This window comes from Hydrogenophaga sp. (genome assembly GCF_965657535.1).
Classification (GTDB): domain Bacteria; phylum Pseudomonadota; class Gammaproteobacteria; order Burkholderiales; family Burkholderiaceae_C; genus Hydrogenophaga.
In genome coordinates this window covers 152929-178167 of the sequence record NZ_CBFHOP010000005.1, presented here as the reverse complement: position 1 = coordinate 178167, position 25239 = coordinate 152929, and the positions used below count along the sequence as shown (strand labels likewise).

Here is a 25239-nt window from a genome sequence, read left to right as displayed (position 1 = left end):
CCTCCACGCCGCCCCATCCACCCACCCGCCGTACCCCATGATTCACTACACCGATCTCATCTACGTCGCCGGCCACACCGGCATGGTGGGCGCTGCCCTTGTGCGCCAGCTGATCCGGCTCGGTCACCCGCGCAGCCACATCGTCACCCGCACCCCGGCCGAGCTCGACCTGACCAACCAAGCCGCCGTGCAAACGTTTTTTGAGCAAACCAAGCCCGACCACGTCTACCTGCCCGCCGCCCTGCACAGCGGCCTGCCCAACCAACCCGCCCGACTGGCCCACCACAGCCTGCTGGTCCAAGCCAACGTGCTCGACGCCGCGTTTCAAGCCGGCGTGAAAAAACTGCTGCTGCTCACCGGCAGCGACAGCTACCCCAGCGCCGCCCTGCAGCCCATGGCCGAAGAAGACCTGCTCACCGGCGCCCCAGACCCCCGCTGCGCGTCCACCGCTGTCACCCAAATCGCGGGCATCAAGCTGTGTGAAAGCTACAACCAGCAATACGGCGCCAGCCACGGGCTCGACTACCGCTGCGCCGTCACCTGCAACGCCTACGGCCCCGGCGACACCTACCACAGCGACCCCGAGCTGGCCCAAGACCCCGCCCACGGCCCGCTGATCCCGGCGCTCATTCAGCGGCTGCACACCGCCGCCCAGCAAGGCAGCCCCAGCGTGGTGGTGTCGGGCAGCAGCACCCGCCACGAATTCCTGTTCGTCGACGACCTGTCCGAAGCCTGCGTGTACCTCATGGAACTGCCCCGCGCCGCCTACGCCGAACACACCCTCGCCACCCGCAACCACATCAACGTCGGCTTCGGTGCCGACGTCAGCACCCAAGAACTCGCCCGCACCATTGCCGGCGTGGTCGGCTACAACGGCGCGCTGCTCTTCAACAACGGCCCCACCGACGGCCCGGCCCGGCGCCTGCTCGACGTCAGCCGCCTCAAGTCGTTGGGCTGGGACCCCATGATGGACCTCGAAACCGGCCTGGAACTCAGCTACATGGACTTCCGGCTGCACCACCTGCCCCGCCCCGTGGCCAGCGCCGCCTAAACCCTGCGAGCCCCGCCCGTGAACGTCCTCATCACCGGCGGCACCGGCTACATCGGCAGCCATGTGGCCCTGGCCCTGAGCCAGGCCGGGCACAGCGTGGTGCTGCTCGACAACCTGCGCCACAGCCATCCCCTGGTGGCCACCCGGCTGCAACACCTGAGCGGCCAGCCCATGCCGCTGGAAGTGGGCGACGTGCGCGACACCGCCCTGGTCTCGCGCGCCCTGCTGCACCACGACATCGACGCCGTGGTGCACTGCGCCGGCCTGAAAGGCCGCCAAGCCTGCGCCAAAAACCCGCTCGACGCCTACGCCCACAACCTCCAGGGCACCCTGAGCGTGTTGCAAGCCATGGCCATTTACAACACACCGATGCTGGTGTTCACCAGCAGCGCCGAGGTGTATGGCGAGCCCTTTTACCGCCTGCAAGACGAACGCCACCCCACCCAGCCCACCACCGCGCTGGGGCGCAGCCTGCTGCAAGCCGAAAACCTCATTGCCGACGCCGTGGCCACCCACGCCACCGGCTGGCGGGTCGCCGTGTTGCGCTGCTTTCACCCGGCAGGCGCCCACGAAAGCGGCCTCGTCAGCGACAGCACCGGCCTGCCCGCCACAGCCGAAGGCCTGCTGCCCAAGCTCGCGCGGGTCGCCGCTGGCGAAGCCCACTGCCTGGCGCTGTACCCCCATTACGAAGAAACCCCCGACGGCACCGCCCTGCGCGGCTTCACCCATGTGGACGACATCGCCCAAGGCCACCTGCGCGCACTCACCTACCTGGCCAGCCACCCCGGGCGCCACCTGTTCAACCTGGGCCACGGCCAGCCGGTGAGCGTGTTGCAAACCCTGCGCGCCTTTGAAGCCGCCAGCGGCCAACCCGTGCACTGGACCCCGGCCCTGCGCGACCCCGACGACGTGGCCTGCTCGGCCGCCAACGCCCTGCGCGCCAAAAACCAGCTCGGATGGGAAGCGCAGCGCGGCCTGGCCGACATCTGCGAAAGCAGCTGGAACCACATGCTCACCCAAAAAATGCTCAACGCCAGCGCCCCCACCCGGTCGTCACTCTGAACGCCGCGCCCAGCCTGGCCAGCCCACCCCATTCCACCCCACCCAGCCCATGAACATCCTGATCACCGGCGGCACCGGCTACATTGGCAGCCACACCGCCGTCCTGCTCGCGCAAGAAGGCCACCGCGTGGTGCTGTTCGACAACCTCAGCAACAGCACCACCGGCGTGTTGAGACGCCTGTCCTTGCTGGGCGCCGAAAACATCGTGTTTGAACAAGGCGACGTGCGCACCAGCGCCAACCTCGCGCCCTGCCTGCTGGAACACGAGATCGAAGCCGTCATCCACCTCGCTGGTGAAAAAGGCCCGCTCGACTCGCTGCACGACCCGCTCGCCTTTCACAGCCGCCACCTGCTCACCACCCTGAGCCTGCTGCAGGCCATGGGCGTTATGGAACACCCCACCCTCATCTACGGCGGCAGCGCCGCCGTGTACGGCCACAACCCGCTGCAGCAGCCCCTGGCCGAAAACCACCCCACCGCCCCGCTGAGCCCCTACGCCAGCGCCCACCGGTATGCCGAAACCCTCATGCAACAGGTGGCCGAGAACGAACCCCAATGGCGCCTGTGCAGCCTGCGCATGTTCAATGTGATGGGCGCGCACCCCAGCGGCCTCATTGGCGAAGACCTTGCCAGCACCACCGTGGGCCTGGGCACCCACCTGGCCCGCGTGGCCGCCGGGCGCAGCATGGCCCTGTACCAAAACGGCAGCGAACTGCCCACCCCCGACGGCTCCCCCCTGCGCGACTACGTGCACGTGATGGACGTGGCCCAAGCCCAGCTCGACGCACTCGCCTACGTGCTCCAACACCCCGGCTTCGACACCTTCAACATCGGCTCGGGCCACACCTGCAGCGTGCGCGGCATGGCCCGGGTGTTTGAACACATCAGCGGCCAACCCGTGATGCTGCTGCCCGGCGAAGCCCGCAGCGGCGAGCCCATGCACAGCCAGGCCTGCCTGCAAAAAACCCGCCGCCAGCTCGGCTGGGAGCCCAGCCACAGCCTGGACGACATGTGCCGCAGCAGCTGGAATCACCTGCTCACCGCCATAGAAACCGGCGCCGAAGCCGGCCGCAGCGTCTCACGCTGAGCCCGCCCGCCATGCCCCAACCCACCCCAGGCCCCCAAGAACACCCCATGGACCTCTGGATCGACGACCTCCGCAAAACCTCCGTCACCAAAACCGACCTCTGCACCCGCCTCACCGAACACATGGGCCTCACCATGAAAGAAGCGCGCGAGTTGGTCGAGGGCTTCTTTGACATCTTGGGCACCGAGCTCAAGCGCGGCAACACCGTGAAACTGGCCCAATTCGGCACCTTCCAGATCCGCACCAAAGCCGCCCGCCCCGGGCGCAACCTGCGCACCCAAGAGCCGGTCGAAGTCAACGCCCGCCGATCCGTGCGGTTTTCTACCGGGCCCAAGCTGCGCGCCCAGCTCAAGGCCAGCGAAGCCTGCGCCGCCGAAGCCAACACCCCACACCAAACCTCCAACCCCAAAACCCCCAAACCCCCAACCCCTGAAACCCGAAAACTGACCCCTAAAACCTGAAAACTGCCCCCTGAAACGCGCCAGCGCACACACCGGCCAACACCGCCCAACAACGCCCCAGCCCTGGCCGTGCCACCCGCTCCCCGCCCGCCACCCCAAGCGCCCTGCCCCATGCTCGAACGCCTGCTCTACCAGTCCACCGCACGCCACGCCTTTGGTGCGCTGCACCTCTTCAGCCTGCTCACCACCGCGCGCCTGCGCAACAGCACCCTGGACATCACCGGCCACCTGCTCTACCTGGACGGCAAGTTTGTGCAATGCCTCGAAGGCCCGCCCCACAACCTCGACCTGGTCTGGGCCAGCGTACAGCGCGACCCACGCCACCACAGCATCGAGCTGCTGGCCCGCGGCCCCATCAGCCAGCGCCGCTTCGCGCAGTGGAGCATGTCCGTCTCCAGCGACGAGTCGCTCTACGTGCACGGCACCACCGGCTTCTTTCCGGTCGACAAAAACGGCGTCTCCCCCCTGCTCGCCCACTGCCAGCTGCCCTGAACGGGCCGGGTCGGCTCAAGTTGGGTTGGGGAAGGTTCAGTTGGGTTGGGTTGCCGCTTACCCGCTCTCGCGCTTTCCCGCTGGCCGCAAAGCGCTGGGGTGAGGGGTTGGTGCGCGGCTGGTTAGCAGCTGGTGAAGGCCGGTAAAGGCAGGGGCAAGGGCTGCGGCAAGGGGCATTCGTCAGCCAGGCACCCGCCAGCCCCAACCAGCGCCGCGCCTCAAACCAAGTCGTCAGGCGTTAGCCCATAGCGCCCCATCAGCCCATTGATCTCGTCAATAGCCGCCTGCCGCTGCGCTGCCAACGCTGCCGACGCAGCGGCAGAAGCCTCTGCCGAAACCTCCACCGAAGCCTCTACCGCTGCGGCAAAAAAAGCACTCGCGCGCTTCAAAAGGTCCCCGTAGCGATCGTCTGAAAGCGGCTCCGGGCGCCGGCTGGCAGGCGCCGGGGCGCGGGAACTGGAAAAAGAGGGTCTGAGAAAACGGGTCATGTCATCGAAAGGTTGTCGATTTGGGTTGCGGTTCACGCCCATGCTGGCTGTACCGGTCCCCTAGACCGCCACACCCGAAAAAACTGCGCTATCCACTTTACCCCGCAATCATCTGCTCGCTTGTCTGTACTGCGCAAAGCTTAGATTTTACTTATATTTAATAACATCAATTGCCTTTGTAACTTTTGTTCAAAGAATAGGGACTTATCATTTCTTTATCATTTGATCAATATAATCGATAAGTTAAGATAACTGCTGCTAAGGCTGCGCTTTTCGCGACCGAGCAGCCGTTCGCCCCCTGTCTGCCGACCCATTTGCCGTGCTCAGCCACACCTGCGCACTGCGGTAGCCTGCCCGCCCCTTTAGCGAGCACTTAGCAGGCACGGGCCCAACACATGGCGACAGCCGAGTCGGCCGGCAACATGCGCACCACCCACGGCCCGGCGCATGCACAAATTTCACACAACCAACAATATGAGCGTTTTGCCAGATTCTGAACGGCTTGAGCCGGCTGCAATCGCGCAGCCGCACACGCCAGCCCACGACACCGTCGTGCCGCTGCACGGTCACCAAGACCTTGCAAACAGCCTTTCCGGGTGGGCTTCGCTGGCCCATACGCAGCGCTGGATCAAAGCCCAACTGGTGCTGACCGACCTGAGCGTTCTCATCGCCTGCTTCTTTCTTGGGCGCCTGCCTGCCTGGCTTCAGAGCGACATGAGTTTCGCTTTGTCCATCAGCGCCTGGTGGTCTGCCCATGGCCAGCTGCGTCTTACGCTGTTTGCCACCATCGCCCTGGCCATGGTGGCCTGGATGTGGTCGGTGCAAGGCCACTACACCGCCCAGCGGCGCAAACCCTGGTGGGACGAAGCCCGCCAAATGGTGCTTCTGGTGCTGGTGGCCGCGCTGGTCGACGCCATGGTGTTGTATTTGGCCAAATGGCCGCTCTCGCGCCTTTGGACTGTCACCACCTGGCTGCTGGTGCTGGTGTGTTTGCCGCTGGCGCGCCTGCAAATGCGCCGGCACCTGCTGCGCGCCGGTCTGCTCCGGCAGCCCTATGTGCTCATAGGCCATCCGGCCGACGTTGAAAAAGCCGCCGCTGCATTGGCCAGCGAACCGCTGCTCGACTATGTGCCCGTGGCCGTGGTCAGCCCCCACCCAGTTGAACGCCTGGTTTCGCTGGGCAAGGGCCAGCTCATGGCGCCCACCACCCTCACGCCAGCGGTGCGCTCCCTGCTGGCCCAACCCGGCAGCTACCAGCTGGTGGGCGTGCTCGGCTGCCGAGACAACCAATGGCTGCACGAGCTCACCGAAGAGCTCATGCTCACCCGCGACGACATCGTCATCGTGCCCGCCATCGGCGGCCTGCCCATCTTTGGCATGGAGGTGTCGCACCTGTTCAGCCACGAAGTGCTGTTGCTGCGGGCCCGCAACAACCTCAACCAGCGCGGTCCCCAGCTGCTCAAACGCGCACTCGACCTGGTGGGCGCTGCAAGTTTGCTGCTGTTGCTGGCGCCGCTGTTTGCCTGGGTGGCCTGGCGCATCAAGCGCGACGACGCCGGCCCCGTCTTCTTTGTGCAACAGCGCATTGGCGTTGACGGCAAGCCGTTCAAATTCATCAAGTTCCGCAGCATGGTGATGGACGCCGACGGCGCCCTGGAGCGCTGGAAAACCGAAAACGAAAAGCTCTATGTGCAATACCTGGCCAGCAACTTCAAGCTGGCCAACGACCCCCGCGTCACCCCCATCGGGCGCCTGATACGCCGCACCAGCATTGACGAGCTGCCCCAGCTCATCAACGTGTTGCGCGGCGAAATGAGCTTGGTGGGCCCGCGCCCGCTGCTGCCGCGCGAGCTCAGCAGCTACGGCAAAAGCATCACCGCCTACGGCAAAGCCCGCCCCGGCATCACCGGGCTCTGGCAGATCAGCGGGCGCAGCAGCAGCAGCTTTCAGCACCGCATCGACATGGACCTCTGGTACGTGCGCAACTGGTCGCTTTGGCACGACCTCATGATCTTGATGCGCACCGTGGGCGTGGTGCTCAGGCAAGAAGGAGCCTGCTGACATACCAGCTCGAGCCCAAAGCGACCAGACCGCGCTTTGCGCGGTTTGGCATTTTTAATCCTTCTCAGCTTGGGCTGATTACCTCCCCCACCGCATCAAGCGGGTCAAACCTATCAACAGGGATGTTATGAAAACTTTGTGTGTGTTCGGCACCCGTCCCGAGGCGATCAAGATGGCCCCTCTGGTGCTTGCCCTGGCCGCCGATCAGCGCTTTGAGGCCAAAGTCGCCGTCACCGGCCAGCACCGCGAAATGCTTGACCAGGTCTTGAACCTGTTTTCCATCAAGCCCGATTTCGACCTCAACATCATGAAGCCCGGGCAGGACCTGACGGATGTCACCACCGCCATCCTGCAAGGTCTCAAACTGGTGTTTGCTCAATACAAACCCGATGTGGTGTTGGTGCACGGCGATACCGCCACCACCTTTGCCACCAGCCTGGCCGCTTACTACCACCAGATCCCGGTGGCCCACGTTGAGGCCGGCTTGCGCACCGGCAACCTCTATTCGCCCTGGCCAGAAGAGGGGAACCGCAAGTTGACGGGCGCGCTGGCCCGTCTGCACTTCGCCCCCACAGAAACCTCTCGCGACAACCTGCTGGCCGAGGGCGTGCCGAGTGCAAGCATTGTCGTGACGGGCAACACCGTCATTGACGCTCTGCTTGATGTCGTCAACCGGCTGGAAGGCGACCACAACCTGCGCAGCCAAGCCGCCGCGCCCACCGACTTTCTGGACTTCAACCGCAAGATCATTCTGGTTACCGGGCACCGCCGCGAAAGCTTTGGTGGCGGCTTCGAACGCATTTGCCAGGCGCTCATTGAAGTGGCTCTCCGATACCCAGACGTCGACATCGTCTACCCGGTTCACCTGAACCCCAACGTCAGGGAGCCTGTCAACCGCCTGCTGGCTGGCATCAACAACGTCCACCTGATCCCACCGCTGGACTACCTGCCCTTCGTCTACTTGATGAGCCGAGCGCACATCATCCTGACCGATTCCGGCGGCATTCAGGAAGAGGCGCCCTCTCTGGGCAAACCAGTCCTTGTGATGCGCGACACCACCGAGCGGCCCGAGGCCGTCAGCGCGGGCACGGTGAAGCTGGTCGGCACCGATACCGCCCGAATCGTCGGCGAACTGAGCCGGTTGCTGGACGACGCCGCAGCCTACCGCGCCATGAGCTTCGCCCACAACCCCTACGGCGACGGCAAAGCCAGTCAACGCATCAACGAGGCGTTATTGGCTGCATAACCGCCGCTCTTGCCCACCAGACCTTCCCAACTTTCATCAAAAAATTCAGAGAGAGCGCAGCATGCCTTTTGAAACGATCTCCGTCATCGGCCTTGGCTACATCGGCCTGCCCACCGCAGCAGTCCTGGCCTCGCGCAAGAAGCGCGTCATTGGCGTCGATATCAACCAGAAGGCAGTGGACACCATCAACAGAGGAGAGATTCACATCATCGAGCCCGACCTTGACATCGTCGTCAGGTCTGTGGTCTCGGAGGGCTACCTTCGAGCCACCACCGCCGCCGAACCGGCCGACGCTTTTCTCATTGCGGTACCCACCCCCTTCAAAGGTGACCACGAGCCCGATCTCAGTTACATCGAGGCCGCTGCTAGAACCATTGCCCCTGTGCTCCAGGCGGGCAACCTGGTGATTTTGGAATCCACCTCACCAGTAGGAGCTACGGAGCAGATGGCGGCATGGCTCGCCGACGCACGCCCAGACCTGACATTCCCCCAAACGCACGGCGAAGAGGCTGATATTCACATCGCCTACTGCCCCGAGCGGGTACTCCCTGGGCACGTCTTGCGCGAACTGGTTCAGAACGACCGCGTCATCGGCGGACTGACGGCCAAGTCTTCAGAGATGGCCGTCAAGCTCTACGAGCTGTTTGTACAGGGCGAGACCATCATCACCAACGCACGGACGGCCGAGATGTGCAAGCTGACCGAAAACAGCTTCCGCGACGTCAACATCGCCTTCGCCAACGAACTCTCGATCATTTGCGACAAGCTGGACATCAACGTCTGGGAGTTGATCCGCCTGGCCAACCGCCACCCGCGCGTCAACATCCTTCAGCCCGGCCCGGGTGTGGGCGGCCACTGCATCGCCGTAGACCCCTGGTTTATTGTCAGCAAGACGCCAGATGAAGCCCGCCTGATTCGCACCGCCCGCGAAGTGAACGACAGCAAGCCGGAATGGGTGATTACTAAGGTGAAGCTGGCGGTTGCCGAGTTCCTGCAAGCCAACCCCCGGAAGACGGCCAGGGACGTGACCATTGCCTGCTTTGGCCTGGCCTTCAAGGCCGATATTGATGACTTGCGCGAGAGCCCAGCCCTCGCCATTACTCAAAAAATCGCAACGACCCATCCAGGTGCAGTATTGGCGGTGGAACCCAACATCGAAGAACTGCCAAGCAACCTGGTTGAAAAACTCTATCTAGCAAGCATGGAAAGTGCCCTAGCCGAGGCAGATATTGCACTCATTTTGGTTGACCACAAGCCGTTCAAGGAATTTGCATGGACGCTTCTCGAAAACACGTCAATCGTTGACTGCCGCGGGATTCAGGTGGGTTGATCCAGGAATTCAACCTGCCACATGCGAAACAAAAAAATTCTGAAAAACATCCTGGTGTTGTACATGCGCCAGGTGTTTGTCGTATTTGTCAACCTGTATGCGATGCGTATCGTATTCAATACCTTGGGCATTGAAGACTACGGCATATACAGCGTTGTCGCCGGCTTTGTCACCCTCCTGTCGTTCTTGCCAGGAACCATGGCATCCGCAACGCAGAGATTTTTTTCATATGCGCTCGGGCAGCAAGACCATGCCACACTGAAAAAAACGTTTTCCGCCAACTGGCTTCTCTATGCGGCCATTGCGGTGCTTGCATTCATCGTGCTGGAAACCATGGGTCTCTGGTACATCCGTGAGCATCTCAGCATTCCCCCAGGGCGCTTTGCCGCAGCCGAAATCCTCTATCACCTGACCATTCTGAGCTTTGTCGTCAGCATCTTCGCATCACCCTTCATTGCCATTCTGATTGCACACGAAGACATGTACATATATGCATGGATATCGATCGCAGAGGCTGCCATGAAGCTGGCAGCGGCCATCCTTCTGACGCAATTAAGCCACGACAAACTAGAACTCTATGGCTACCTGCTGCTGGCCGTTGCTGTGTTGAATACGGCCTTGTATCTGATCATTTGTCTGCGCAAATACGTTGAATGCCAGTTTCGCATTATTTATTGGGACAGGCAGCTCGCAAAAAACATCATCGGATTCACCGGCTGGACACTGTTTGGCCAGTTGACAACCGTTTTCAGAGGCCAGGCCATCACCATTCTGATCAACCAGTTTTTCAGCCCGGCAACAGTCGCCGCTCGCGCAATTGCCATGACAGTGGCTGGCCAGGCCCTGATATTTTCTCAACATTTCAATACAGGCCTCTATCCACCCATCATTAAGACCTACGCAGCCAACCAGAAAACTGAGATGACAGGTTTGGTCATCAATGGCTCGAAGCTGACCTTCTTCCTGATGTGGGTTTTTGCCCTACCGATGTTGCTAGAAATGGAAACCATTCTGACGCTGTGGTTGAAAACACCACCGCCGGAAGCTGTATTGTTTACCCAGCTGGCGCTCATTGAATCACTCATCTTATCGCTCAGCTTGCCGCTCGCCACGGCCGCAAGGGCACCAGGACAAATGAGGCGCTATGAACTGACGCTGGGCAGCATTCAGATTGCCATCTTCTTCTGCGCCTGGGTCGCGTTGAAGGCGGGGTACTCAGCCGCATCGGTCTTCATCATCGCCATTGTCGCCAACGTACTCATGTTCAAGATCAGGCTGCTGCTGGTGAAAAGTCTGGTGGATATCCCATTAGCACCCTATTACACCAAAGTTTTCATCCCCGTTTCGCTGATCATCCTGCTGTCTACCACCACAGGCATGGCGGCGAACCACTGGTTGCCAGACACAGTGCAGGGTTCGTTTGGTGTCGTCGCGATTTGCGTCACGGCAGCAAGCATCTGCATGTACTTCATCGGTTTGGACAAACACTGGCGAAAGAAGATTCAAAGCATGGTGACTGAGCGACTGGCGCGAGCGAGGGTTGCCCCATGAAATTACTGCTACTCGGCGGCACAGGCGCCATGGGAACGCACCTGTCTGAGTTGCTGAACGACGGCAACAACCAGATAGCCGTAACCACCCGCTCCCAACATCAAAACCAAGGCAACCTCAGGTACATCACCGGCAATGCCCATGACGACGGTTTTTTGAAAACGCTGCTAAAAGAGCCTTGGGACGCCATTGTGGACTTCATGGTCTACACCACGGCGGCTTTTGAAAGGCGCTGCGGCTTGCTGCTCAATTTTGATGCGCACTATATATATATAAGCTCTGCCCGAGTTTATGCAGAATCCGCATCACCCATCACCGAAAACAGCCCCCGTTTGCTGGATGTTTCTACAGACAAAGACTACCTGGCCACCGACGAGTACGCCCTATCCAAAGCCCGGCAGGAAGATCTTCTGTTTGCCGCAAAGCGGAATAGCTGGAGCATCATTCGTCCCTACATCACCTACAGCAGTGAGAGACTGCAACTTGGCGTTTTGGAAAAGGAAGATTGGCTGTACCGAACCTTGGCAGGCCGGACGCTGGTGGTGTCAAAAGAAATCAACGCCAGAAAGACCACACTGACCCATGGTCTGGACGTTGCCCGTGGCATACAAGCCTTACTGGGCAAAGAGGCGGCCATGGGTCAAGCCTTTCATATCACAGCGTCCGGAAGCATCTGCTGGAGCGATGTGCTGAATGTTTATCTGAAGGTACTACATCAGCATCATGGGGGCAACGTCGAGGTTGAATACCACAACCTGAATGACTTTCTACAATGGCGCGGCGCGAAATACCAGATCATTTATGACCGTCTCTATGACCGCATATTTGACAATTCAAAGATCGATCAATTCATCCACACCTCTGGCTTCACAACCCCCGAAGCAGGCTTAACAGTATGTCTTCAGCGTTTTCTTGAGATTTCCCCACTGCGGTTCAAGAATATCCATTGGAAATCGGAAGCCATCAAAGACCGTATGTTGCAGGAAAGAACCCCACTATCAGCGATACCGGGGTTCAAATCGAAAGCAAAATATTTTATTTTTAGACATTCAAGTCTGACCTGAAGCACCAAGCGAGCCTGTCCATGCCTTACGCCTACACCAACGAAAAAAATGCCCAAATCATCCTGTGTCTATTGAAGGCGCACAACATCCGGCACGTCATTGCATCGCCCGGTACTACCAACACCGCCATCGTTGCCAGCATGCAGCAGGACCCGTATTTCATCATGTATTCGTCAGTGGATGAACGCTCGGCCGCCTACATGGCCTGCGGTCTGGCGGCAGAATTGGGCGAACCGGTTGTCATAAGTTGCACGGGCGCGACCGCTTCCCGCAACTATCTGCCCGGGCTGACCGAAGCTTTCTACCGGAAGCTCCCGGTGCTCGCCATCACATCCATGCAGTCGCTTTCCAAAGTCGGCCACCATGTAGCCCAGGTGATCGACCGCAGCGTCGTTCCCAACGATGCAGTTAGCCTTAGCGTTTCGCTACCCATCGTCAAAGATGCTGACGACCAATGGGATTGTGAGATCAAGGTCAACAAAGCCATTCTGGAACTGAAAAGACGTGGTGGAGGCCCGGTGCACATCAACCTGCCGACGACCTACAGCAAGCCCTACGACGCTAAAGAACTCCCCAGTTACAGGGTCATCGAGCGCATCACCACCAATGACAGCTTCCCGATCCTGAGCGGAAAAGTAGGCGTCTTCATTGGTGCCCACAAACGCTGGACAGAGGAAGAAACACAGGCGCTGGAGCAATTCTGCGCGTCGCACAATGCCGTGGTCTTTTACGACCACACCAGTGGCTACCGCGGCAAGGCCGGGCTGCTGTATTCCCTGGCCGCAGCTCAAACAGCCCTCGACCAGACCGACTACCGCCCCGACGTGCTCATCCATATTGGTGAAGTTTCGGGCGACTACGCCACGCTCAACATGGCTGGTGGACAAGTGTGGCGCGTCAGTGAAGACGGCGAGATCAGAGACACCTTCCGCAAGCTGCGTTACGTGTTCGAAATGCCGGAAAAGTCATTCTTCGAGCGATATACCCAACCAGAACCCGCAGAAAGCACTTACTACCAGGCCTGCGCGTCACGGCTTGCAGCAATCCGCGGGAAGATTCCCGAACTCCCCTTCTCGAATATATGGCTCGCATCGAGTCTGGCCCACAAGATACCCGATGGTGCGACCATCCACTTCGGCATTCTCAACAGCCTGCGCTCCTGGAATTTCTTCGAATTGCCGGAAACGGTTTCCTCCGCGTCCAATGTGGGAGGGTTTGGTATTGATGGGGGCCTGTCATCTCTGGTCGGAGCATCACTTGCCAATCCCAACAAACTTTTCTTCGCCGTGATAGGCGACCTGGCTTTCTTCTACGACATCAACGTACTGGGCAACCGACATGTGGGCAACAACGTCCGCATCCTACTGATCAACAACGGTAAGGGCACTGAATTCAGGCAATACAATCACCATGCCGCCTACTTTGGTGAAGATGCGGACGAGTACATTGCTGCCGCCGGCCATTTCGGGAAAAAATCTCCCACCCTGGTCAAGAATTTTGCGGAAAATCTCGGGTATGAATATCTCAGTGCCGACTCAAAGGAAACGTTTGAATCCTGCTATCAGGCATTTTTGAACCCTACCCCTACCAAACGCCCCATCGTCTTTGAAGTGTTTACCAGCAGTGAGTTGGAGAGCCAATCATTGGAGATCATGCAAAGCCTGGAAGCGAGCCCGAAAGGGAGGGCAAAAGAGTTTGTAAAAGGCCTGCTAACGCCACAAGGTATTGCATCGGTCAAGCGCCTCATCAAAGGTTGACTTCACATGAAAATCGCCATCATGACCCAGCCGTTGGGCAAAAATTACGGCGGCATCATGCAGGCTTGGGCGCTGCAGCAAGTGCTCAAACGCATGGGCCATGAGCCGGTAACCATCGATCGACAACCAGATCAACCGGGCACAGTTTACTTGAGTGCGCGCTTCGCCTACAGGGCTGCGATGAAAGCTTTCGGCAAGCGCAAGGCACCGATCAACTTCGAGAAGCACCTGCCCACCATACTGCAGCACACGCAGAGCTTCATTGATCAGCACCTCACCATGTCCGAACCGCTGTACAGCACACAGCAGTTAATAGACCACTTTGATCGAGAGAACTACGACGCCGTGATCGTTGGCAGCGACCAGACCTGGCGCCCCAAATACTCGCCCAATATCTACAACTACTTTCTGGATTTTTTGGAAGACAAAAAAATCCTGCGCATTTCCTACGCCTCATCCTTCGGTGTGGACGAATGGGAGTTTACCGATGAACAAACCAATCACTGCGTCGAACTTGCCAAAAAGTTTGATGCAATCAGCGTGCGGGAGGACTCAGGGGTTGAACTTTGCCGCAAGTATCTAGGTATTGACGCTGTTGCGGTGCTGGACCCAACTCTGCTTCTCGACAAACATTGTTACGAGGAATTGATTGGCTCAGACAAGTTGAAAAATATACCCGAAGGGGTTTACACATATTTTTTAGACAAGACGCCGGAAAAGCTCGCACTTGCAAAACAAGCGAGTGTTGAACTCGATGAGCCTTTATATTCCTCACAAGCGAAATGTCACATAGGAGAAGATGCGAAAGATTGGCTAACTGACTGGTCTATGCCTGATATAAAGCAATGGCTCACAGGGTTCGCTAATGCGAGATTCATATTGACAGATTCATTTCACGGCATGGTGTTTTCGATTATATTTAATAGACCATTTATTGCAATAGGCAACCAAAGCAGGGGGCAAACGAGATTTGAATCCCTCTTGAAAAATATCGACTTGACGAACAGACTCGCCAGCATGCCCATTGGACCAACCTCCTTTAATGGTTCATTCTTTGACGAACCAATATGGGATATACCAATTCAACGTTTACAAAAGCTACAAAAGCAAAGCCTAGTTTTGATGCAGCGGTTGTCATGAAAATACTCGCAATATCATTGGCTGATTCTACACGGCGGGCTCGCATAACGCTTCAATCAGAAAAAATTAATGCCGAGCTTGTATTTGTTGATGCAATACCTGGCAATTCTATTAGTAAAGAGTTGCGACACCAGGTATTGGACAAAGAAGGCATTTTCAATAGACACAAACGGGAGTTGCTAGACAACGAATTTGCATGTTTTTTAAGCCATAAACGTGCATGGCGTGAAATCTGTGACTCCAAACAGCCAGGAATAATAGTTGAAGATGATGCCGTCTTTACCGCCGAATTTAATAAGGCACTTGAAGTTCTCGGGTTATACACAAGTGTGGACATAGATATTGTGTTACTGGGTCACTCAAAACTGTGTGAAAGCAAGGCAAAATATCATTATTTTAAAAACCCAATTCAAAGCATAAAATTGGCAACCAATTTCAGCATTGGGAAGCCTTTCAAATATTGGACATCTGGCATGGTTGGCTACTATATAACTCCAACAGGCGCCAAAAAGCTTCTTCAGTTAAACTTTAAAATTCGGTCTGTTTCAGATGACTGGTCTTTCCATGTGGCTCATGGATTGAAGGTTTTTGAAATTAGACCATATGTGATATTTGAAGACTTTCAAAACTTGCCTAGTAGTATGGAAGCGGAAAGACGACAAATTGCAAATTATAGAGGCCAAATTTCGAATGCACTTTTGGAGCCATTTAGGATTTTGCGCGCTGTATTTAGACACGCAATAAGTAGGATGTAATAGACGTTCTTGAATGCTCGTAGGTCCGTTGAATGTTTGTTTTCATCAATCTGTCAATCTCACCATGCTCAGGTGATAAGGTCACCGAATGACAATGGACCAGTCATCTGATCATTTACCACCTTCTCCACTTGTAGCGGTATTTCAGTGACCGCTTGAGACAATGTTTTTTAGGAAATCCGACTGCGTATCGCGATACTAGAGAAACATTAATGCAAGCGAAGTTTCAGATGCAGTGTTCTGAAATCGTACCGGCCACCTAGTATTTTATAGGCTCCTAGATGTGGTTAGGTATGGGCACAATTTTGACACCACGAGAATCCACGCTGCAAAATCCACTATCGCAGCAGGAAAGAAAACTCCCCAAATGGCGCAAGTCCCACATATGAAACAAGATCATCATAGTGAGCGCTATCTGTTGGATGTTTGCCGAACTATGAACTGCATGTACTACATGATGTTTCGAATACGTAGCCTGAAAGGCACGAAACGGGCAAAAGGATACTATGTGCGATTTTTCAAAGTCGTCTAACAGCTCATCCATCGTTGAACATTCTAAAAGCTACCTTATCGTGACATACAAGACACACTTCAGGTTACACGGCATGGCTGCCGCAAATTATATTGTAGCAAAAAGAAATGTCGCATTTCAATCCATTGCCTTCTTTCTATTGATACTTCTTGTGGCCATGCCGTTGGCAGATTTTTTGACGGTATATGCCAGAGATGCAGGCATTAGCTCAATTGAAAGATTTTCGATTGTATACCGTGCCGTCATGCTTCTTTTATTAATTATACTAAATTCTTTGTTGATTAGGAAAAGTCAGATACTATTATGGGCTTCGTTCATTTTCTCAGGACTCTCCATTGCAATTAACTTGCTACTAGCCGATGCCTCAATGGAGTCAGTGGGAGAGAATTTTCTCTTATTAATCAAGTTTTATCTCATTTTTCTCTTTTACAATGTATTTGCCGAGATCGTTAAAAATCGATACTTACCCATAAATCGATTGGTAAAAACATTTACCCTTATTATTTTTGCTTATACATTAAGCATCCCCATCGGCGCGATTTTTGATATCTCATCGTTCCAGTTCTATGCAAACGATCGCTGGGGCGTTAAAGGCATAATTATATCAGGCAATGAAATGTCTGGTTTTTTAATAATTGCACTAGCATGGGCATTGCTAGCAAAAAAGAGTATATTCAAGATCATTCTTGTTTTATTAACAGCGTTAGCAATGATGCTATCTGGAACCAAAGCTGCATTCCTTGGCCTTGTTCTGTTGCTTACCGGATATTTTTGGGCTAATGGCGGAATTAAAAGACTCTTCTATGCTGCTCCGACTGCTTTACTGTTTCTATTCATTTGTTCATTACTAGTATATATGAAGTCAGAACGAGTGAGATTGGAAGTAGAGAACACGTTCGCATACTTTAACTATCAATTCAGTAATCAAGCTGAAGGCTCCATTTTGACTCTAGGACTTTCCGGAAGAAATATCAAACTATATAATGTCTACAATGATATTTTCTCCAACCGGCCGTGGACCCTATTTACTGGCGGCTATCCTATTGCCGACTATTCTATTGAGATGGATTTTTTTGACCTTCTGATTCTGGCTGGGCCCGTATCTTTCTTCATTTATGCAGTTTTTTGGGTTAAACAATGGCGCGACAAGAACTCATTTAATAAAGCTGCGGCCAATGCGAGTAGATTCAAGCTTGTTTTCTTAGTTGCATTTATCTCACTATCTTTCTTCGGAGGCCATATGCTTTATTCCGCTGTTGCTGCTCCATTTCTTGCCATGTTAATAATCAAGTTTCAATATTACAACCAAAAAGTTAATGCTTGATGGAATCATAGATAAAAGCATTATAGGCAAAGGGAATTGAGTGCAGTGCCCGTTAAAAATCTACCACCTCTCAGCCAAGAAGGGATCGATTAGATATTCAAGAACAAAAGACTCGACTATTCGAGAGTCACAATATTCCCTTGAATATTACGGTTTGCCGTGTTCGAGCAGATTAGCCATTCTGATTTCTAAATTTGCTCACCAGTTTTCACCTCTTTCAATATCGATGGGCTTATGCTTTTAAAGAGAATTTTCAATATATTAATTGCCAGGCCCTTGGTGTCGATAAAACTAAAGTTTTGTGGAAAAAAATTTAGACTAGGCTATTCAAGTACGGTTTTAAAGCCTGAGCATATATCGATAGGCGATAATTTTTTTTCTGGGCCACGCTGTTACATGTCTGCAAATAGATATGCTGAAATATGCATTCTCGACGATGTAATGCTGGGTCCGGAAGTTATGATTTTGGCCGGGAATCACGATCTATCGTATACGTCCTCACATATGATCAAAAATCAATGTGATAACCCAACTTCAACCAATATTCGTATTGAGACTGGGGCTTGGGTTGGTGCACGCTCAATTATTCTGAGCGGCGCCTGCATTTCGGAAGGATCCGTTCTAGGAGCAGGAAGTTTATGCAATAATTTTATCCCCCCGTATGTTATTGCAGTCGGAAGTCCTGCTAAGAAACTCACAAAGAGATTTTTGAATCCGTTGGACTTAAAAAAGTTGTTAAGCAACGTCAGCTCAGAGTATTCGTTCGAAGAAATTCAAGAGGTCTACATTAAATATGAAATACCATATTGATATTGTCGGACCCTACCCACCGCCTTTTGGGGGTGTATCTGTGCACATCCATAGATTGCATGCGTATCTGAAAACCACCGAGTTGAAATCCGCCATATTTAATCAGTATTATTTTGAAGATTTCGAGCGGAATATATTTGCCACCAAAAAGAAGATAACTTGGTGGCTCAGTTATTTTTTTTCAAAAAACAAAAGCCCAATAGTACACTTTCACCAATTTTCACCTATACAGTTTTTTTACTTCTATATATTCACGCGTACATGTAAAAATAAAGTTATCATAACAATACATAATGAAAAAATTCTTTCGTATTCTATTGTATATAAGTTTCTACTAATAAAGACAATAAAGTACACCCATGCCGAATTGATAATATCCGCATCCAAAAGGGTAAATGAATATCTAATTCATAAGGGGGTCGTAAAAACGAAATGGCTGCCGGCATACGTACCGCCCACACTCAGCAAGCCCATTGAGCAAGATGCGAATTCAATCAACACTGGTCTTATTTTTTTCAATGCATGGAGAATTTCTTGCTCTAAAGATTTTGATCTTTATGGTTGTGATCTCCTATTTCAGTTAGCCAAAGATAGACCTACTTTGAAGTTCAAAATTTTTATAGGGGATATTGGGTCTAAGAGTTATATTGATCATATCTTAGTGTCAGAGTATGTACCCAACGTTGAATTTGTATTTGGGGAGTCACTAGTTGATCAATTGCCCTCAGCAAAACTTTTTATTCGTCCAAGCAGGCAAGATGCTTACGGAATTTCATTGCAGGAAGCGCTAGATTTAGATGTTCCCGCTATTGCTTCTGATGTGTGCAGCAGACCGCAGGGAACGATTTTATTCAAGACTGGAAAATATTCTGATTTTTTGGAGAAAATTGATTTTGCGCTTTCCTCTCCGCGCGAAGCACTTTTATCTGGACGAAATCGGGTCAACTACCATATAGAACTCGTTGATCTATATAGATCCATATTGAGGGAGATCCCCATAGCATGAAACAAGTCACCCAAACCCTGCGCACTGGCGTTATCCAAATCAACGACGTACCCATACCAGCGCTGACGGATAAATTTGTGCTGATCCGCAACAGCACGTCGGTGATCAGCGCCGGTACCGAGAAGACCAAGATTGACATGGGCAAGAAGAGCCTGTTGCAAAAGGCCCGGGCGCGGCCAGACTTGGTCAAGCAGGTGATCGGCAAAATTCGCACCGAGGGTTTGATGAAGACGCTGCAAACCGTCAACTCGCGCTTGGACTCACCTTCCCCTCTGGGTTATAGCTGCGCCGGCACCGTGGTGGCGGCCGGTGGTCTGGTCGAGGGCATCCAGCCGGGGGACAGGGTGGCCTGCGGCGGTGCCGACTACGCCAACCATGCCGAGTTCGTTGCCGTTCCCAAGAACCTGGTGGTGAAGATTCCCGCCAACGTGTCCGACGAAGAAGCCGCCTTCACCACCGTGGGCTCCATAGCCTTGCAGGGCGTGCGCCTGGCCGCGCCGATGCTCGGCGAAACTTTTTTGGTGGTGGGCCTAGGGCTGCTTGGGCAGATTGCTGTGCAGCTGCTCAAGGCCAACGGCTGTACCGTGATCGGTACCGATCTCGATCCGTCGCTGGTGACCCGCGCCGAAGGCTTCGGCGCTGTGGGCGTTCCGTCGGGTGCTGATGCGGCGGGCATCTGCAACGCGCTGACCGGCGGTCACGGCGTGGACGGTGTGCTGGTCTGCGCCGGCACCTCCAGCAACGCCATCATCGAGTTGTGTGGTGCGGCGACCCGAGAAAAGGGTCGTGTGGTGGTGGTTGGCGCGGTGCGCATGGACATCCCGCGCGAGGACTACTTCAAGAAAGAAATCAGCGTCGTCATCTCGCGCTCCTACGGCCCGGGCCGCTACGACCCCTCTTACGAAGAAAACGGCAACGACTACCCGCTGGCCTATGTGCGCTTCACCGAGCAGCGCAACATGGAAACCTTCCTGGCGCTGGTGTCACAGGGCAAGCTGGACATCCAGAGCCTGATCACCCACCGCTTCCCGGTGGACGACGCAGCCCGCGCCTACCAGCTCATCGAAGGCGCCAAGACCGAGCCGTACCTCGGCATCCTGCTGCAGTACCACCCCAAACCGTTCAACGCCGACGACAGCTCGCGCATCAGCGTCACCCCGGCCCAGGTCGTTGGCGACAAGGTCAAGCTGTCCTTTTACGGCGCCGGCAACTACGCCACCGCCAGCCTGCTGCCGCCCATGCAGGCCAGCGGCAAGGTCGCCTTCAGCGGCCTGGTCACCGCCAGCGGCCGCTCGGCGCAGGGCGTGGCCAAACAGTTCGGCTTCGGCTTCTGTGCCGGCAGCTATGCCGAGCTGCTGCAGGGCGATACCGACGCCATCGTCGTCACGACCCGCCACGACACCCACGGCGTGGCCGTCCGCGATGCCCTGAACGCCGGCAAGCATGTCTACGTAGAGAAGCCACTGGCCATGTCGGTGGCCGAGCTGGCCGACATTCACCAGGCTTACGCAAAGTGCGGCAGGGCACAGGTAATGGTCGGTTTCAACCGCCGCTTCGCCCCGGCCACCCGCCAGGTGATCGAGCATTTCGTCGGAGTGAAGAGCCCACTGGTGGTGAACATCCGCATCAACGCCGGTTCCATCCCCGCCAACCACTGGATTCAAGACCCGAAGGTGGGCGGTGGGCGCATGATCGGCGAAGGCTGCCACTTCATCGACCTGGCCTCGGCGCTCGTCGGAGGCCATGTGAAGACCGTGTATGCGGTGGGCAGCAGCAAGGCCGAAAAGTCAGCCCTGCTCAACGACAACCTGTGTCTGTCCCTGAGCTTTGCTAATGGCAGCGTGGCCAACATCACCTACACCGCCGATGGCTCCAAGGCGATGGCCAAGGAATACATCGAAGTGTTCGGCGGCGGCCGCTCGGCGCAGATCGACGACTTCAAGGAAGTCGCGCTGTTCAGCGGCGACAGCGACACAAAACGCAACAAGCTCGGCGTGCAAGACAAGGGCCAGAAACACATGATTACCGCCTGGCTGGAAGGCCTGCGGAGCGGTAAACCTTGTGTCGATTACGACTGCCTCATGGCCACCAGCCTGGCCACCGTGATGGCGGTGGAGTCGATGAGTGTTGGCATGCCGATGGCGGTAGACACGGCCGTGCTCACTGCCGAACAAGCAGAGGAATAACGGAAAGTGGGCTTCAACATCCTGGTTTTCTTATGAACCCGCTGGTTTCCCTCAATGCGCGCCTGCTCGATTCGATTCGCGAAGAACAGTTCGCGGGTCACGATCCCTTTGACCTGTTGAACAGCCGGCTGCTGCAGGCCACCCCGCTCTACCGCAACCAATGGGTCCGCTTGGCCTGGCTGCAGCTGGGCAAGCGTTCACCAGTCAACCTGCGCCCGCTGCTGGGCGTGCCGAAACGGCGCAACCCCAAGGGTGTCGGCCTCTTCATCTCAGGGCTGATGCAGGACTACCGGCGCACCGGCGAGGCGCGTTACCTGCAGCAAGCCCGCGAGCTGTCCGACTGGCTGCTGACCCAGCGCAGCGATGCGCAGCAGTGGCAACACAGCTGCTGGGGCTACCACTTTGACTGGCAGGCGCGGGCCTTCTATGTGCCGGCCGGCAAGCCCAACATCATCACCACCTGCTATGTGGCCAGGGCGCTGCATGAGCTGGGTCAGCTCGCCGGCGACCAGGCGCTGATCGATATGGCGCTGGATGCCGCGTATTTCATTTCCCGCCATCTGTACACCGAGGCCGATGGCCGGCGCTTCTATGCGTACATACCGGGCGAGAAAGCCTTTGTGCACAACGCCAGTCTGTGGGGTGCCGCCTGGTGTGCCTTTGCCGCCCAGCAGCTGGGCGATGCGGCGTTGGTCGAGCAGGCCTTGGGGGTTGCCCGCCAGTCGGTGAGCGAGCAGGCTGCTGATGGCTCCTGGGTGTATGGCGCCCTCCACCACCACCAGTTCATCGACGGTTTCCACACCGGCTACAACCTGGAAGCGCTGCGGCTGTTGCGCGATGCCCTGCAAACCGACGAGTTTGATGCCTGCATCGCCAAAGGCTACCGCTACTACGTGGACAACTTCTTCGAGGCCGATGGCACGGCGAAGTACTACAACACCTCGGTCTACCCGATCGACATGCACAGCTTCGCCCAGGCGATCTTCACCTTGCTCAAGGTGGGCGGCACGCCGGCCGACCTGGCGCTGTGCGACAAGGTGGTGCAGCGCGCCATCGACCTGCTGTACCTGCCGGGCAAGGGGCAGTTCGTCTACCAGAAGACCCGCTGGCTAACCAACCGCATCAACTACACCCGCTGGACCCAGGCCTGGGCTTACAACGCCCTGGCGTTCTACAACCGTTACCGCGCCGAGTTGAACCATGCAAAGAATTGAAATCATGGGCAGCCCCATGGATGTGGCGACCATGAGCGAAACCGTGGAGGCGATTCGCTCGGCGGTGCTTTCCGGGCGTTTCACCCAGCATGTGGTGGTCAACGTGGCCAAGCTGATGCACATGCGCGACGACGCACAACTGCGCGATTCGGTGGAGTCGTGCGACATCATCAACATCGACGGCATGGGCGTGGTGCTAGGCGCACGCTTACTCGGCCATGAAGTGCGTGAGCGAGTGGCCGGCGTCGATCTGTTCCATGAACTGCTGGCCATGAGCGCGCGCGAGGGGTTGGCGGCCTACCTGCTCGGCGCCCAGGACGAGGTGGTGAGCGCCACCGCGCGCAAGGTGCAGGCGCTATATCCCGGCCTAAAAATCGCCGGCCATCACCACGGCTATTTCTGGGACGACGAGGCGGCGATGGTCGAGAAGATCCGCGCCTCCGGTGCGCAACTGCTGTTCGTCGCCATCACCTCGCCGAAGAAGGAAAACTTCATCAACCGGTGGAGAGATCAGCTGGGCGTGACCTTTGTCATGGGCGTGGGCGGCACCTTCGACGTGGTGGCAGGCAAGGTCAAACGCGCACCGCTGTGGATGCAGAAGTACGGGCTGGAGTGGCTGTACCGCGTGATCCAGGAGCCGAGACGGATGTGGAAGCGGTATTTGGTGACGAATTTGAAGTTTTCTTTGTTACTACTCAGAGCCCGGATAAATCGTTTTTTTCAAAGAATTTAATTCTTAAAAACTAAATTCGATCATCGGGATAAAGAATTGTTTTGACTCATAAATTCAAACGGCCTACACCAGAAAGCCAAGCTCTCTGTCCCCTTTGCCTGTGGCAGTTGACCCGGGGACCCTGCGCTAGCACTTGGCTAAGTGTTTTTTTTCAACCTACCCGTGAGAAATCGGTTGTGCTGCGCTGATCTGAACCGAGCTCCGCAGGGCTGTGCTGGGCGAACGCAAATCGATCCACTGTGTGGGCCGACCCGCAAGGGTAGGTTGTAGCGCCGGTACGTGAAAAATTAAACTCAATTCGGGATGAGCATACGTAAGCCGTGTTTCCGATCATCCTGAGCTTGCTGTGGGGCGTGCCCCTATCGCACGGTTAGCGCTTCGTTGGCCCGGCTCTAAGGCAGGCCTACCCAGTGAACGTTGCAAAACTCACGAACCATTACAAAACCCGCACAAACACCGGATACATCAATGTCGATACATTCAACAAATATGCAGCTTGATTTACACTACCGTCAAATTTGTTTTAAGTGAAGCACGCGAAAACATTTTGTCAAATGTTTCCTTAAAATCCTTAACCCGTTTTGAATACCCAGTATTCATATTTTTCAACCAACTTCTTAACGAAATACCCACCATGACACGCTCACACCCCGCTTCCAGCCCTGTTGTTTCCTCTGGCGCTTTGACCGCCACACGCCTGGTGGCGGCCCTGGCGCTCATGGGCCTCACGGCTTCGCTGGCGCAGGCGCAAAGCGCCACACCCAAGCCAGACGGCGCACTGCGCGTGGCCGAGGGTGTGTTGGCCTACCCTTCGGTCAAGCTGTCGGTGGGGCATGACGACAACGTGCGCGCCTCGCAAGACGCGGCCATCAGCGCCACGGTGACCACGCTGGCCCCCACGCTGAAGCTGGAAGCGCAAAACGCGGCCGGCCTGTACAGCCTGACGTATGCCGGCACCTACGCCCGCTACAGCGGCTCTTCAGAAGACAACAGCAACAACCACGACCTGACGGCCGCCGGGGTGCACACCTTCAGCGCGCGCTCACGGCTGAACTGGAGCCTGGCCTACCAAGACCGGGTAGACGCCCGGGGCGACGCAGCGGTGCCCACGGCCGAGCCCGACCAGTGGCGCGGCCAGCGCTTGAACGCGCTCTACACCTTTGGCGCCAAGCAGGCGCAAGGCCGGGTGGAAACCGAATACACCTTCAGCAACAAGCGCTACCAAAACAACCTGGCCAACACCGCCGGCTCTGACGTAGACACGCACCAGGTGGCGGGCCGGTATTTTTGGCGTGTGATGCCGCGCACCTACCTGGTGGGTGAAGCGCGCTTGGCCACCAACGCCTACCGCGTGAACACCACCAAAGACAACACCGACACCCGCTTGCTGGTGGGCGCCACCTGGGAAGCCACGGCCAAGACCACGGGCACCGCCAAGCTGGGCTACCAGCGCAAAAACTTTGACAGCACCACGCTGACCGATGCCACGGGCAACACCTACGAGGTGTCGGTGGAATGGAAGCCGCTGAGCTATTCCAGCTTTACGCTGTCGGCCAACCGGGCGGTGAACGACGCGCTGGGCACCGGCGACTTTGAAAAGAGCAACAACCTGGGCCTGACCTGGGCCCACAAGTGGAGCACCGCGCTGAGCAGCCGCATGAGCGTGAACGGCGCAGCGGTGGACTTTGTGAACAGCACCCGCCAAGACGACACGCTGACCACCAGCCTGGGCCTGAGCTACGGCCTGAACCGCACCTACACGCTGGGCCTGGACCTGGCCCACACCAAACGCGACTCGACCCTGGCCACCTCGAACTACAAGCGCAACACCGTGCTGGTGAGCGTTAACGCGGCGCTGTGAAGGCCGTATTGAACCCAAACGCGCCGCG

General features: G+C 56.2%; 21 protein-coding genes. 20 read left to right on the top strand and 1 reads right to left on the bottom strand.

The features are described 5' to 3' along the window. The first annotated feature begins 37 nt into the window (after window positions 1-37). From ACTG4K_RS10440 to ACTG4K_RS10420, 5 genes are all read left to right on the top strand, one after another. Entirely contained in the window at window positions 38-1051 is a 1014-nt protein-coding gene (locus ACTG4K_RS10440; RefSeq protein ID WP_439114147.1) for an NAD-dependent epimerase/dehydratase family protein, read from the top strand. An 18-nt stretch (window positions 1052-1069) separates the two neighbouring features. Next, window positions 1070-2113 (top strand): UDP-glucose 4-epimerase GalE, encoded by a 1044-nt coding sequence (gene galE / locus ACTG4K_RS10435; protein ID WP_439114146.1) that lies wholly within the window; start codon window positions 1070-1072, stop codon window positions 2111-2113. Between the two features lie 49 nt (window positions 2114-2162). Further along, window positions 2163-3200 (top strand): UDP-glucose 4-epimerase GalE, encoded by a 1038-nt coding sequence (gene galE / locus ACTG4K_RS10430; RefSeq protein WP_439114145.1) that lies wholly within the window; start codon window positions 2163-2165, stop codon window positions 3198-3200. 11 nt (window positions 3201-3211) lie between these two features. Continuing rightward, a complete protein-coding gene (locus ACTG4K_RS10425; protein WP_439114144.1) occupies window positions 3212-3661 on the top strand; it encodes an integration host factor subunit alpha in 450 nt (149 codons plus the stop codon). Between the two features lie 111 nt (window positions 3662-3772). Then, a complete protein-coding gene (locus ACTG4K_RS10420) occupies window positions 3773-4153 on the top strand; it encodes a BLUF domain-containing protein (protein ID WP_439114143.1) in 381 nt (126 codons plus the stop codon). Between the two features lie 218 nt (window positions 4154-4371). Here the strand turns inward: ACTG4K_RS10420 and ACTG4K_RS10415 are convergent, their stop codons facing one another. Beyond that, complete coding sequence (locus tag ACTG4K_RS10415; RefSeq protein WP_439114142.1) at window positions 4372-4641, bottom strand: hypothetical protein; 270 nt, start codon at window positions 4639-4641, stop codon at window positions 4372-4374. A gap of 474 nt (window positions 4642-5115) precedes the next feature. Here ACTG4K_RS10415 and wbaP point away from each other — a divergent pair, with 474 nt between their 5' ends. From wbaP to ACTG4K_RS10340, 15 genes are all read left to right on the top strand, one after another. Next, window positions 5116-6702 (top strand): undecaprenyl-phosphate galactose phosphotransferase WbaP, encoded by a 1587-nt coding sequence (gene wbaP / locus ACTG4K_RS10410; RefSeq protein WP_439114141.1) that lies wholly within the window; start codon window positions 5116-5118, stop codon window positions 6700-6702. Between the two features lie 127 nt (window positions 6703-6829). Further along, window positions 6830-7948 (top strand): non-hydrolyzing UDP-N-acetylglucosamine 2-epimerase, encoded by a 1119-nt coding sequence (wecB, locus tag ACTG4K_RS10405; protein WP_439114140.1) that lies wholly within the window; start codon window positions 6830-6832, stop codon window positions 7946-7948. A gap of 61 nt (window positions 7949-8009) precedes the next feature. Next, window positions 8010-9278, top strand: coding sequence for a UDP-N-acetyl-D-mannosamine dehydrogenase (wecC, locus tag ACTG4K_RS10400; protein ID WP_439114139.1), 1269 nt, complete (start codon window positions 8010-8012; stop codon window positions 9276-9278). Window positions 9279-9299: 21 nt separating this feature from the next. Next, on the top strand, window positions 9300-10829 hold the full coding sequence (locus tag ACTG4K_RS10395) for a hypothetical protein (protein WP_439114138.1): 1530 nt from the start codon (window positions 9300-9302) through the stop codon (window positions 10827-10829). Next, window positions 10826-11893, top strand: a complete 1068-nt coding sequence (locus ACTG4K_RS10390) for an SDR family oxidoreductase (protein ID WP_439114137.1) — start codon at window positions 10826-10828, stop codon at window positions 11891-11893. Before ACTG4K_RS10395 ends, ACTG4K_RS10390 begins: the two co-directional genes overlap by 4 nt. Before the next feature lie 20 nt (window positions 11894-11913). Then, window positions 11914-13650, top strand: a complete 1737-nt coding sequence (locus tag ACTG4K_RS10385) for a thiamine pyrophosphate-binding protein (protein ID WP_439114136.1) — start codon at window positions 11914-11916, stop codon at window positions 13648-13650. Window positions 13651-13656: 6 nt separating this feature from the next. Further along, window positions 13657-14790 (top strand): polysaccharide pyruvyl transferase family protein, encoded by a 1134-nt coding sequence (locus tag ACTG4K_RS10380; protein WP_439114135.1) that lies wholly within the window; start codon window positions 13657-13659, stop codon window positions 14788-14790. Next, window positions 14787-15545, top strand: coding sequence for a glycosyltransferase family 25 protein (locus tag ACTG4K_RS10375; RefSeq protein WP_439114134.1), 759 nt, complete (start codon window positions 14787-14789; stop codon window positions 15543-15545). Before ACTG4K_RS10380 ends, ACTG4K_RS10375 begins: the two co-directional genes overlap by 4 nt. Before the next feature lie 605 nt (window positions 15546-16150). Continuing rightward, window positions 16151-17401 (top strand): hypothetical protein, encoded by a 1251-nt coding sequence (locus ACTG4K_RS10370; protein ID WP_439114133.1) that lies wholly within the window; start codon window positions 16151-16153, stop codon window positions 17399-17401. 504 nt (window positions 17402-17905) lie between these two features. Next, complete coding sequence (locus ACTG4K_RS10365; protein ID WP_439114132.1) at window positions 17906-18211, top strand: acyltransferase; 306 nt, start codon at window positions 17906-17908, stop codon at window positions 18209-18211. A gap of 82 nt (window positions 18212-18293) precedes the next feature. Beyond that, a complete protein-coding gene (locus ACTG4K_RS10360; RefSeq protein WP_439114131.1) occupies window positions 18294-19217 on the top strand; it encodes a glycosyltransferase in 924 nt (307 codons plus the stop codon). Continuing rightward, window positions 19214-21403, top strand: a complete 2190-nt coding sequence (locus ACTG4K_RS10355) for a bi-domain-containing oxidoreductase (protein WP_439114130.1) — start codon at window positions 19214-19216, stop codon at window positions 21401-21403. Before ACTG4K_RS10360 ends, ACTG4K_RS10355 begins: the two co-directional genes overlap by 4 nt. Window positions 21404-21435: 32 nt before the next feature. Beyond that, entirely contained in the window at window positions 21436-22617 is a 1182-nt protein-coding gene (locus ACTG4K_RS10350) for an aspartate-semialdehyde dehydrogenase (protein ID WP_439114129.1), read from the top strand. Next, window positions 22604-23350, top strand: a complete 747-nt coding sequence (locus ACTG4K_RS10345; RefSeq protein ID WP_439114128.1) for a WecB/TagA/CpsF family glycosyltransferase — start codon at window positions 22604-22606, stop codon at window positions 23348-23350. Before ACTG4K_RS10350 ends, ACTG4K_RS10345 begins: the two co-directional genes overlap by 14 nt. 634 nt (window positions 23351-23984) lie before the next feature. Next, window positions 23985-25211, top strand: coding sequence for an outer membrane beta-barrel protein (locus ACTG4K_RS10340; RefSeq protein ID WP_439114127.1), 1227 nt, complete (start codon window positions 23985-23987; stop codon window positions 25209-25211). The last annotated feature ends 28 nt before the right edge of the window (window positions 25212-25239 follow it).

What these genes read in the sequence shown, in the direction of transcription:
- ACTG4K_RS10440 (WP_439114147.1), top strand. Translation starts at nt 38, where the DNA reads ATGATTCACTACACCGATCTCATCTACGTCGCCGGCCACACCGGCATG.
- galE (WP_439114145.1), top strand. Translation starts at nt 2,163, where the DNA reads ATGAACATCCTGATCACCGGCGGCACCGGCTACATTGGCAGCCACACC.
- ACTG4K_RS10425 (WP_439114144.1), top strand. Translation starts at nt 3,212, where the DNA reads ATGCCCCAACCCACCCCAGGCCCCCAAGAACACCCCATGGACCTCTGG.
- ACTG4K_RS10420 (WP_439114143.1), top strand. Translation starts at nt 3,773, where the DNA reads ATGCTCGAACGCCTGCTCTACCAGTCCACCGCACGCCACGCCTTTGGT.
- ACTG4K_RS10415 (WP_439114142.1), bottom strand. Translation starts at nt 4,641, where the DNA reads ATGACCCGTTTTCTCAGACCCTCTTTTTCCAGTTCCCGCGCCCCGGCG.
- wbaP (WP_439114141.1), top strand. Translation starts at nt 5,116, where the DNA reads ATGAGCGTTTTGCCAGATTCTGAACGGCTTGAGCCGGCTGCAATCGCG.
- wecB (WP_439114140.1), top strand. Translation starts at nt 6,830, where the DNA reads ATGAAAACTTTGTGTGTGTTCGGCACCCGTCCCGAGGCGATCAAGATG.
- wecC (WP_439114139.1), top strand. Translation starts at nt 8,010, where the DNA reads ATGCCTTTTGAAACGATCTCCGTCATCGGCCTTGGCTACATCGGCCTG.
- ACTG4K_RS10395 (WP_439114138.1), top strand. Translation starts at nt 9,300, where the DNA reads ATGCGAAACAAAAAAATTCTGAAAAACATCCTGGTGTTGTACATGCGC.
- ACTG4K_RS10390 (WP_439114137.1), top strand. Translation starts at nt 10,826, where the DNA reads ATGAAATTACTGCTACTCGGCGGCACAGGCGCCATGGGAACGCACCTG.
- ACTG4K_RS10385 (WP_439114136.1), top strand. Translation starts at nt 11,914, where the DNA reads ATGCCTTACGCCTACACCAACGAAAAAAATGCCCAAATCATCCTGTGT.
- ACTG4K_RS10380 (WP_439114135.1), top strand. Translation starts at nt 13,657, where the DNA reads ATGAAAATCGCCATCATGACCCAGCCGTTGGGCAAAAATTACGGCGGC.
- ACTG4K_RS10375 (WP_439114134.1), top strand. Translation starts at nt 14,787, where the DNA reads ATGAAAATACTCGCAATATCATTGGCTGATTCTACACGGCGGGCTCGC.
- ACTG4K_RS10370 (WP_439114133.1), top strand. Translation starts at nt 16,151, where the DNA reads ATGGCTGCCGCAAATTATATTGTAGCAAAAAGAAATGTCGCATTTCAA.
- ACTG4K_RS10365 (WP_439114132.1), top strand. Translation starts at nt 17,906, where the DNA reads ATGATCAAAAATCAATGTGATAACCCAACTTCAACCAATATTCGTATT.
- ACTG4K_RS10355 (WP_439114130.1), top strand. Translation starts at nt 19,214, where the DNA reads ATGAAACAAGTCACCCAAACCCTGCGCACTGGCGTTATCCAAATCAAC.
- ACTG4K_RS10350 (WP_439114129.1), top strand. Translation starts at nt 21,436, where the DNA reads ATGAACCCGCTGGTTTCCCTCAATGCGCGCCTGCTCGATTCGATTCGC.
- ACTG4K_RS10345 (WP_439114128.1), top strand. Translation starts at nt 22,604, where the DNA reads ATGCAAAGAATTGAAATCATGGGCAGCCCCATGGATGTGGCGACCATG.
- ACTG4K_RS10340 (WP_439114127.1), top strand. Translation starts at nt 23,985, where the DNA reads ATGACACGCTCACACCCCGCTTCCAGCCCTGTTGTTTCCTCTGGCGCT.